Origin of the sequence: Aquiflexum sp. (assembly GCF_041749095.1) — a bacterium.
In the GTDB taxonomy this organism is placed as follows: Bacteria; Bacteroidota; Bacteroidia; order Cytophagales; family Cyclobacteriaceae; genus Aquiflexum.
This window is the reverse complement of the sequence record NZ_JBGTCA010000234.1, coordinates 1-10,593: the sequence shown is the minus strand read 5'-3', so window position 1 is coordinate 10,593 and position 10,593 is coordinate 1. Positions and strand designations below refer to the sequence as shown.

Genomic DNA, 10,593 nt, shown 5'->3' with positions numbered 1-10,593 from the left:
ATCAAAAAATTTTTCAGCCTTCCTGATGAAATTAAATCCAAATATGAAAAGCCTGAGATAGGTTACCAAAGAGGCTATACAGGCAAAGGTAAGGAACATGCTAAAGGAAGGAATACAGGAGATTTAAAAGAGTTTTATCATGTGGGTCAGGATCTTTCTTCCATTCCCGACAACGATCCCATCAAGTCTGAATATCCCGAGAATATCTGGCCAACAGAACTTCCTGAATTTGAGGATATAGCTTTGAAAACCTACAGAACATTGGAACAGGCAGGCAAAAATATGCTTAAGGCCATCGCGCTGTACCTTGGGTTGGAGGAAGATTACTTTGAGGACAAGGTAGCACATGGCAATTCCATTCTCAGACAGATTCACTATTTCCCTATTCAAAACCCTGATGAAGTCCCCGCTGATGCCGTTAGAGCAGCAGAACATGGAGACATCAATCTGATTACATTATTGATGGGTGCAAGTGCAGATGGACTGCAGGTGTTGAGAAAAGATGGAAAATGGATCCCGATCACCGCATTGCCGGATCAGTTGGTAGTGAATGTTGGGGATATGTTGGAAAGGCTGACCAATAAAAAACTGAAATCCACCATACACAGGGTAGTCAATCCTCCAAAAGAGATGATGCATACCAGTAGGTATTCCATACCCTTTTTCATGCATCCCCGGTCAGATATGGATTTGACCTGCCTCGAAAGTTGCGTGGATGAACAGCATCCCAAGCAATTTGAAGATGCCACGGCCGGAGAATTTTTGGATGAACGTCTGAGAGAATTGGGCTTAAAAAAATAAGCCGTGTCAGTCAGAAGGGTTCGATATTATTTCTATTTAAAAGATGTATTGGTGCTTTCCCTGACTGCATTTGGAGGGCCTCAGGTTTTTCTTGCCATGGCTCTAGATATCATGGTGAGAAAAAGGGGCTATATCAGTGAACAGGAACTTTGGGAGCTTCATGCCCTTTGTCTTGTACTTCCGGGCCCGACCTCTACTCAGACCATTTCAGCGATAGGGTACAGGATTGGCGGTCCCAATCTGGCCTATCTTTCGTTGTTTGTATGGATACTTCCTGCCACGCTGCTGATGATCAGTGCGGCATTTTTGATCGATTACCTGCAGGAAAACACGCCCGGTGCACTTAATTTCGCCAAGTTTATCCAACCTATGGCCATAGGATTTATTGTCTATGCAGCCAGGACTACCATTTTCAAACTTGTGAAGACTACTGAAGCATCGATCCTGATGATGTTCTCGACCTTTATTTCCTTTTTTTATAATTCACCCTTTATTTTCCCTTTGCTGTTGGTAGTCGGAGGAGTCACTACTTCTTTGAAATACCGCAATCAGCCCAAGCACGAAGGAGATAAAAGCTTGGTAATTGCTTGGGCAAATTTCTATTTGTGGGGAGGGATTCTGGTATTTGCGGCAGTTCTGGGAGCAATTACCAAAAACCAGTCTGTATTGCTTTTCGAAAACTTTTATCGGAACGGTAGTCTGATATTTGGTGGGGGACAGGTCTTGGTGCCTTATCTGTTTACAGAGTTTGTTGAATTCAAAAAGTTTTTGTCCTCTCAGGAGTTCCTGACAGGATATGCCATATCTCAAGGCATCCCGGGTCCGACATTCAGCTTCAGTTCCTACGTTGGGGCGCTGTCCATGAGAGAATATGGTGTGACAGGATTGCTGACAGGTGGTCTGATTGCTGCGGCAGGGATATTTCTTCCCGGCACTTTTCTGATATTCTTTGTCATCCGCTTTTGGGACCAACTAAAGAAACACAGACCTGTGAGGGCAGCCTTGGAAGGCATCAATGCAGTCAGTTGTGGCATGTTGATCGCAGCAGCCTATTTGCTTTTTGAGCCTTTGGACCCTAATGCATTTAACATATTGGCTATTATCGGTACCTTCCTTCTGCTTCAGTTCACCAAACTTTCCTCTCCTTTGATCATCGCATTGGGGGTTTTGGCAGGGATCGGGTATAATTGGTTTTTTTGAGCGTTTGAATGAATCCAATCGATTAAATGTCAAACAAGTAAAAGCAGAAATCATTACCTTTAAAAGTAAATGAGGTTCCACCACCTAAAAAACAATCTTTCTTTGGTTTTAATTTTGGTTGCATTTATTGTCCTTATAGGGCCATTTGCACTCAATTTTCATTTGCGCTATCCAGATGAAATGTACTATACCAATGCTGCTGTAAAAATGGTACAGACCGGGGATTTCCAAACAACTTTTTTAGGTGATGGCAACCTGAGATTCAAAAAACCAATATTGACCTACTGGTTTGTTTTGGTACCTTTTAAATTATTTGGAGTTTCACCCCTGACTTCAAGATTATTTTTTTTATTGGCAGGTGCCATATCAATTGCATTATCCTATTGGGCGGCCATGCTTTTTTTCAAAAAAAAGAATATTGCCATTTTAACAGCATGTATTCTTTCCTCTTTGCCTATCTGGATCCTCAGTTCGTCCAGATCAATACCTGATATTGTTCTTGGTCTTTTCATGACATTGAGTTCTGTGGGGTTTATTGGATTTCTTAAATACGGGAATTCAACACCCACAAAATATCATTGGATGCTGTATTCCGGATCGGCTTTGGCTTTTGCGGCAAAAGGCCTTCCCGCAGTTGCACTGTGTTTTATTGGGATATTGTACCTCTTGGCCAATCCTTGGCAGAGAATTGATTTTCGCAGACTTATTCATTTTCCTTCTATAATTTTTTCAATCGTAATCTCATGTTATTGGTATTTGGTGATGTACAACGCATATGGTGCGGAATTTATAAATGCTTTTTTCGAAGATCAGGTTGGGGCAAGGGTAACATACAATCCCTCATTGATATTGAAAAACCTACTGAAAGGAATAATATCGGCCATTCTTATATTTGTGCCATGGATACTATTTGGATTCTTTGGAAGGAAAAAATTTCTTCTCGGGTTAAAAGTGCACGAGAAAGCTTTTATTGGATTTGTGGTGGCTTGGGGATGCTGTTTGATCATTTTGTCAGCATTTGTAGTCAAATTCTACAGTAGGTATTTCATCCCTGTTATTCCCATCACATCCATTTTATTGGCATGGTGGCTAATCAAACAGGATTTTTTGGCAAATAGCAGGAGGCTTCAGATAGGGATTGATATTCTTTTGGTCGTCAATTTCGTGATTTTATTGGTGGGTATGTATCTCAATTTTCAACTTCCATCAAACCCATGGATATGGGTACAATTATTTTCAGCAATTGGGGGCATGGTGTTGATTTGGCTTATTTCCCGATCAGTTGCAGAAAAGTTACCCTTGTTGTTTTCTTTGAGCATTTTTCTCGCTGTTTTCTTAACGAGCACAGTTACTTATCATTTATCCCTTCCTGATGCAGGAAAGTCGATAAAGACCTTTTTGAAGGAAAATAAAGTGCCAAAGAAAAGTGACATTGCTTATTTGGGAAACTTACATATTGGCAGTAAAATCAGGATCGGGATAGGTGCTGACTATTTTATGACCGACCTTCAAGAAGTAAACACTCAGGACATTCAGGCAAATTTTGATTATGTGATTCTTGAAGATGATTTTCTTGAAAAATTCCAGAATAAACACTTCAGCATCCGATTGGCTGCCGTGAACTGGAATCCGAAATATTTTAAGGAAATGTTTGTATCTCTATGGTACGGCAACCAAAAGGAAACAAAATGGAGTTTTGGGAAAAAATTTTATTGGGCTGTTCCATTGAAGGGCCAAGGCAACCAAAAGCAGAAACGTTAAGGACTTCATCAAATTGGTCGAATCCTACCAAAGGACCTGAAAAAAAGTAATTCAACTATTTTTGAATGAGGATGTAAAACTTGTTTTGACCAATGCACCGGAAAGAGATACCAAAGCAGTGATCATAAAGAAAACCAAGCTGAAAGCAACTGCAGAATTAACGGAAATTTCAACGAATTTTTCACTGTAAATAAACACCAATTCCCGTATTCCTATTCCACCTACCGTAATAGGAATAACTGTCGCCACTGAAGAAATCAAGAATACAAATTGATAATTGGCAATGCCCTCTGTGATGCCCAAAGCCAACAGGATCATATAAGTGCATATCAACTGACTTGTCTGACCCAAAAACGATAATATCATGCCGATTAAAAATGAAGCAATAAAATCTCTGAACAAAATCCACTGAAATAAATAAAAGGCCGGGATTACAATGATTGAAAAAATGAGGTAGAGGTCCTTGGGAAAAGCAAAGATTATTGGCAGTGACAACTCTATCCACCAAGAGAATATCAATAGAAATACTACAATGGCAGCCAATCCCAATAGTCTGTCCAACAAGACGGCCTGAACAAGATTCTTGACAGGGGTTTTAAGGAATTTGTTTATAACCACCACTTTATAACCGTCTCCTCCCACTCCTCCTGGCAAAAAAAGGTTGTAAAACATTCCAACGGCATACAATCTGAAATTTTCTTTTTCAGAAATAAAAACTTCAATTGTTCTAAAAATTGCATTTAAGCGAAGTGCTGTACAGATTTTACTAAGCACAAAAAACACCACAGCAGGAACTAAATACCATAAATCCAATGATTTTAATACCAATAAAAACCTTTCATGGTCCAACTTGATATAAACCAGATATATGGCAAATCCGGAGAGGAGTAGTTTAGCGAAAAATTTGGTTTTTTTATTTCTCACCCTGAAAGATGGTTTTGATATGGTAAGGTCTTTTATTCTGGGATTCAAAATAAGTTCTGATGATTAATTCGGCGATAATTCCGGTAGTGATCAATTGAAGACCGCCTATAATCAATATAAACCCCAAAAGCAATAACGGTCTTCCCCAAATATCCTCGCCGGTTATTTTCAAAATCAAAAAATAAATATTGATGGCCAAACCTATTAAAAATGACAGCAGCCCCAAAGTACCAAATAAGTGGATGGGCTTGGTGAAATACTTTTGAAAAAACAGCATCAGTATCAGGTCAGAGATTACTTTGAATGTCCTTCCAAATCCATATTTGGATACTCCATGTTTTCGTGCATGGTGTTTTACATCCACCTCCGTCATCCTTGCGCCTTTGAGATGAAGTAATACCGGAATAAACCGGTGAAGCTCTCCATACAAGCCCAGATTTTGGGCAATATCTTTTTTAAACACCCTTAAACTACAGCCATAATCACTGAGAAAAACCTTTGTACTGTTTCTGATGATTTGATTTGCAATTTTACTAGGTAATTTCTTTAAAAAATATCCATCTTTTCTGTTGATCCTCCTGCCGGCTACCACATCCCAATCTTCCTCTATGGCCTTATGGAGCATTATAGGTATATCTGATGGATCATTTTGGAGATCTCCGTCCAAGGTGGCTATGTATTCACCTTGGGCCATGTCAATACCTGCCAATAGCGCGGAGGTTTGCCCGTAATTACGATTTAAGATTATCAATTTGGTAAATTCGTTGGCATATTTCTTCACCTCTTCAATTGTCCGATCTGTAGAACCATCCTCCACCATTATAACTTCATAATGAATGCTGCTGAGTTCTTCATAAATGGCCTTCAAAAGTGGTAATATATTTTTTTCTTCATTGAAGACAGTTATGATTACGGAAACCTTTGGGGGGGTCATGAGGCTAAGTTTTATTAAAAATACATCTAAACCTAAATTTGTCTAATTTTTGAGTAAGGACAAAAAAAAGCCCCTGAACTTTTCAGGGGCAATGTAAATTATATGGCCGATTATTTTTATTGCTTGGCAAGAACAACCTTCTCTTTGAACTTTTTGATTTGTCTTCTCAGTGCCTCTACAGCTTCATCTGCTGATGCTTCAAAAGATTCACTTTGGTGTTTGGCAAAAAGGGTTTTGCCCGGCACATTCATTTTAATTTCAATAATTTTATTCTCCTTCTTCTCATGATTATCTATTCTCATAAAAACTTCACCGTCAACAATACGATCATAATAGGTGTCTAATTTATCGGCTTTCTTTTGGATGAAGTCGATAAGCTTACGATCGGCATCGAAATGGATGGAATGCATTTGAAGTCTCATAACATTAATGGTTTAAAGTAAAACGTTTATTAAGCTTTCGGATGTGCCTGTTCAAACACAGCCTTGAGTTTTTCCATGGAATTGTGGGTGTAAACTTGCGTTGCGGCAAGGTTGGCATGTCCGAGTAGATCTTTGACGGCATTGAGGTCCGCACCCTTGTTCAATAAATGAGTCGCAAAAGTATGTCTCAACAAGTGTGGGCTTCTCTTGGTAGTCTGAGCAAAAAGGTCTAAATAATGTTTAACAATGCGGTAAATCTTCATAGGATATGCCTGCTCTTTGGAATTTATAACGATAAAATAGTCACTCTGGTCTACAAAAGAAAATGTTTCTTCAAATACTTTTTTGTACGAAATTATATTCTTTTTTAGCCTGTTGGTAAGTGGAATAATTCGCTCTTTTTTTCTTTTTCCAAATACTTTTACCCCATCGGAATACAGGTCAATATCCTTCCATTTCAACTCCAATAATTCTGAAAGTCTGACCCCTGTCAGGTATAAAAACTCCATGACCATTTTGTCTCTTTGACCATCAAAAGTGGCCTCATATTTCATTTCATCCAAAATCTTGTCCATTGCCTCTTCCTGCACAAATTCAGGCAGGCGCTTTGGGGATTTCAAAGCCTTCAGTTTGTAGGTAGGGTCTTTACTGATTTCACCTGATCGGAGCAGAAATTTATAAAAGGAGCGTAAAGTGGCCATTTTCCTGTTCACAGTCAGGGCACTCATATCCTGTTCAACCAAATCAACGATCCAAGCCCTGATTTCGGAATGGTCTGCATGACTGATATCCTCTTTTTCAAATGATAAAAGATAAAAATCGGAAAACTGCTCCAAATCCTTTTTGTAGGCCAGTACAGTATGTGCACTTGCTCTTTTTTCAAATTCCAAGTAATTGATAAAGGATTCTAGCATTTGGGGGTTAAACGATTGGAAAGGAAGTTAATGATATAAATGGAAATATGGTAGATATAAATGGAAATAAGGTTGAAATAGTAGCGAAGTCCATGTGCGGCGAAGATATTGATAATGAAATGAAAACCATTCCAAAAGCGATACTGATTCGGGATAATGTAGGCCATTATTTGGCTGGAATAGCTAAAAAAAAACGGTTCTATATAAGGCCGCTTAATTATTGGCCAACAAAAAAGCGCATCCACTTTCGGTAGATGCGCTGATTGATGTGTGTATCTCAAAAAGATAGCAAACAATTAGTTCATTTCTTCTGTTTGCATTTTTTGCTTGTATGCTGCTTTGATAACTTGTTCTCTTCTTTTGACAGAAGGTTTTACAAAATGCTGACGCGCCCTAAGTTCCCTTACAGCACCGGTTTTGTCAAACTTCTTTTTAAAACGCTTAAGCGCTTTTTCAATTGATTCGTTTTCTTTTACGTTGACTATGATCATATGTATACACCTCCTTTCAGGGTTGCAAAGGTAAGGTAATATTCCAGATTTTGAAATTCTGTTAGAAAATATATTCTAATAATACTACAGACTTGGATGAATAAAGAAGGCGACAATGAAGGAAGGGATTTTTTTCCATCTTTCAATTTACTTATGCAGGGAAAAGGGAAAGGTATAAAATAACAAAACCCGACTGAAAAGCCGGGTTTTATATTTAATTATGTGAGCAAGTTTATGCGATTACTTTTTCGGCCAGCAATACAATTTTATTGTCATTGACTTCCACTACGCCTCCTTCAATCACATGGCTTTTCAATCCTTCTTTGGTCGTGTAGGAAACAGTGCCTGTCCCCAAAGCTGACACAATAGCGGCGTGATTTGGTAATACCTGAAAAGAGCCATCTGCACCGGGAAAGGAAGCTTCAGTCACTTCTCCCTGAAAAACCTGCTGTTCAGGAGTTACTATGGTTAAGTTCATCATTGGAATGTATTTTTGCACGGAGATTATTCCGAGCTTTAGATTATTTTACCTCAGCAAGCATTTTTTCACCTTTCGCAATGGCGTCTTCGATAGAACCTACCAAGTTGAAAGCGGATTCAGGAAGGTGATCCAATTCTCCGTCCATGATCATATTGAAACCTCTAATGGTGTCTTTGATATCCACCAAAACACCTTTGAGACCTGTAAATGCTTCCGCAACGAAAAAGGGCTGGGAAAGGAATCTTTGCACCCTTCTTGCTCTGTGAACGACCATTTTATCTTCGTCAGATAATTCTTCCATGCCAAGGATCGCAATGATGTCCTGTAATTCTTTGTATCGCTGAAGTATTTCTTTTACTTTTTGTGCACAGCCATAATGTTCTTCACCTAAGGTTAGAGGATCAAGTATCCTGGAAGTGGAATCCAAAGGATCCACAGCAGGATAAATACCCAATTCGGCAATTTTACGGGAAAGTACAGTGGTGGCATCCAAGTGGGCAAATGTAGTAGCAGGAGCCGGGTCAGTCAAATCATCCGCAGGAACGTAAACTGCCTGAACGGAAGTAATTGAACCGTTTTTGGTGGAAGTAATTCTTTCCTGCATGGCACCCATTTCTGTAGCCAAAGTTGGTTGGTAACCTACCGCAGATGGCATCCTTCCCAAAAGTGCCGAAACTTCGGATCCTGCCTGTGTAAATCGGAAAATGTTGTCAATAAAGAAAAGTATATCTCTTCCGCTACCTTCACCTTCACCATCTCTATAGTATTCTGCAAGTGTAAGACCTGTCAGGGCAACTCTTGCACGGGCTCCCGGAGGCTCGTTCATCTGACCGAACACAAAGGTAGCTTTTGATTCTTCCAGTTTTTTGAGATCAACTTTAGAAAGATCCCAACCTCCCTCTGTTTCCAAAGAATGTAGGAAATCATCACCATAGTTTACGATTCCCGATTCGATCATTTCTCTCAAAAGGTCATTTCCTTCCCGGGTTCTTTCACCCACACCCGCAAACACGGAAATTCCTGAATATGCTTTTGCAATATTGTTGATAAGTTCCTGGATCAATACGGTTTTCCCAACACCGGCACCTCCGAAAAGACCGATTTTACCTCCTTTAGCATAGGGTGCGATCAGGTCAAGTACCTTGATCCCTGTATAAAGGATTTCAGTCGCGGTGGTAAGATCCTCGAATTTTGGTGCAGATCTGTGTATAGGCAATCTTTTTTCAGAATGGACTTCTGGTAAGCCGTCAATGGCCTGACCGATAACATTGAACAAACGACCTTTGATGGCATCACCGGTAGGGACAGATATCGGAGCTCCGTTGTCCACAACTTCTTGTCCTCTTACCAATCCTTCGGTAGCATCCATTGCGATGGTTCTTACCCTATCCTCTCCAAGGTGCTGCTGAACTTCCAAGATGATTTTCAGACCATCTTCCCTGGTGACAGTGAGTGCATCCAAAATGTTGGGTAAAGTACCGTCTTCGAAGGAAATATCCACAATCGGACCGATTATCTGTGTTATCTTACCAATATTTGCCATTTGTATTTTTTTGTAAAAAGATTTGATGCTTTTTGAATTTGAGCACAAAATTAATTATAAATGCTTAATACCAAAGGATGTTTGGAAAATTAATCCCTATTGCCGGATCTTTTTTGAATTGTTTCTCTAATGACATAATCGGACAGCTGTCTCCCTATTCTCAATGGCCGAAAAATTAATAGTTTGTTATTAATTCCCTCCTGTTAGCTGGAGAGAAAAAGAATCCTGATCTCCACCGGCTTTAACTAAAATAAATCCTCCTTAAATCTATACTTTTCAATTTTGGCTAAAGCCTTTTTTTTTGGTATTTATTTGTGAATGGGCTAAAGCCCAATCCTATTGATAAAAATTCCAGTTTTGGAAAATCACCCTAGCTATTTGACTTCTATCAATTGCGTCCTGCTTTAGCTGGACGATTATAGAAGATCCTATTTTCAGGGCTTTAGCCAAATAAAAGAATTCCTATGGAACATAAATCAACCCTGCCTTCCGTCAGGCCCTTTCGGGGTTGGGAGATTTTGATGGGCTTTTTTTTCCCTGGGTTTCACCCAGGGCTATTCAAGGTTAGGCCTCCCGATTTCGGGACAGGCATTTCAGGGTCATCCAGGGAAGATTTGTGTTAAGAAATGACCCTGAAAGGGTCAAACTTTTCAATAACCCTGGATGAGGAACGAAATCCAGGGAATAAGAGAACAAAGCGTCACCTGTTTTTGGCCGTAACAATGTGAAAAGTGGATTAAGCCTTCCGCCAAAAACAGGAATGGTTTGAATCAATTGAACTATAATACCCTCCTCCCAAACCGAAACGCCTTACTCCAATAGGAATTGTCAAGATTGTCCTCAGTGACACCAAGTGATGTCGAAGAGTGGATAAAAATAATCCTCCCTCTTGAGGTATCGGTTACTATCCCTGCATGGGATACTTTTCGGCGGCTTTTGCCGGTAGAGAAAAACACCAGGTCACCTTTTGAAAGGCTTTTTCCATTGACTTTTTTTCCCATTTTACTTTGTGCTTCAGAGGTCCTGGGCATGTTGATACCGACAGGTTGGAAAGAATGGTAAATCAATGCAGAGCAATCAATTCCTGACCGTGTTGTCCCTCCAAATCTGTAAGGAGTGCCC

General features: G+C 39.7%; 11 protein-coding genes. 3 read left to right on the top strand and 8 right to left on the bottom strand.

Annotated features, from left to right (window positions below):
• The 3 genes from ACEW8O_RS11270 to ACEW8O_RS11260 all read left to right on the top strand — a co-directional run.
• A partial coding sequence (locus ACEW8O_RS11270) for an isopenicillin N synthase family dioxygenase (protein ID WP_373494731.1) occupies positions 1-801 on the top strand: 801 nt, incomplete at its 5' end.
• A 3-nt stretch (positions 802-804) separates the two neighbouring features.
• Complete coding sequence (gene chrA, locus ACEW8O_RS11265) at positions 805-2,001, top strand: chromate efflux transporter (protein WP_373494730.1); 1,197 nt, start codon at positions 805-807, stop codon at positions 1,999-2,001.
• A 69-nt stretch (positions 2,002-2,070) separates the two neighbouring features.
• Positions 2,071-3,762, top strand: a complete 1,692-nt coding sequence (locus tag ACEW8O_RS11260) for an ArnT family glycosyltransferase (protein ID WP_373494729.1) — start codon at positions 2,071-2,073, stop codon at positions 3,760-3,762.
• Between the two features lie 51 nt (positions 3,763-3,813).
• Here the strand turns inward: ACEW8O_RS11260 and ACEW8O_RS11255 are convergent, their stop codons facing one another.
• From ACEW8O_RS11255 to ACEW8O_RS11220, 8 genes are all read right to left on the bottom strand, one after another.
• On the bottom strand, positions 3,814-4,686 hold the full coding sequence (locus ACEW8O_RS11255) for a lysylphosphatidylglycerol synthase transmembrane domain-containing protein (protein WP_373494728.1): 873 nt from the start codon (positions 4,684-4,686) through the stop codon (positions 3,814-3,816).
• Positions 4,676-5,620, bottom strand: coding sequence for a glycosyltransferase family 2 protein (locus ACEW8O_RS11250; protein ID WP_373494727.1), 945 nt, complete (start codon positions 5,618-5,620; stop codon positions 4,676-4,678). Before ACEW8O_RS11250 ends, ACEW8O_RS11255 begins: the two co-directional genes overlap by 11 nt.
• Before the next feature lie 116 nt (positions 5,621-5,736).
• Positions 5,737-6,042, bottom strand: coding sequence for an HPF/RaiA family ribosome-associated protein (locus tag ACEW8O_RS11245; RefSeq protein WP_373494726.1), 306 nt, complete (start codon positions 6,040-6,042; stop codon positions 5,737-5,739).
• Between the two features lie 29 nt (positions 6,043-6,071).
• Complete coding sequence (locus ACEW8O_RS11240) at positions 6,072-6,956, bottom strand: tyrosine-type recombinase/integrase (RefSeq protein WP_373494725.1); 885 nt, start codon at positions 6,954-6,956, stop codon at positions 6,072-6,074.
• A gap of 296 nt (positions 6,957-7,252) precedes the next feature.
• Complete coding sequence (gene rpsU, locus ACEW8O_RS11235) at positions 7,253-7,447, bottom strand: 30S ribosomal protein S21 (protein ID WP_373494724.1); 195 nt, start codon at positions 7,445-7,447, stop codon at positions 7,253-7,255.
• Positions 7,448-7,679: 232 nt separating this feature from the next.
• Entirely contained in the window at positions 7,680-7,928 is a 249-nt protein-coding gene (gene atpC, locus ACEW8O_RS11230; protein ID WP_373494723.1) for an ATP synthase F1 subunit epsilon, read from the bottom strand.
• A gap of 40 nt (positions 7,929-7,968) precedes the next feature.
• The gene (gene atpD / locus ACEW8O_RS11225) at positions 7,969-9,471 is read right to left on the bottom strand and encodes a F0F1 ATP synthase subunit beta (protein ID WP_373494722.1); all 1,503 of its coding nucleotides are present in this window, start codon (positions 9,469-9,471) and stop codon (positions 7,969-7,971) included.
• 779 nt (positions 9,472-10,250) lie between these two features.
• Positions 10,251-10,593, bottom strand: a 343-nt coding sequence (locus ACEW8O_RS11220; RefSeq protein WP_373494721.1) for a C40 family peptidase, incomplete at its 5' end; no start/stop codon positions are given.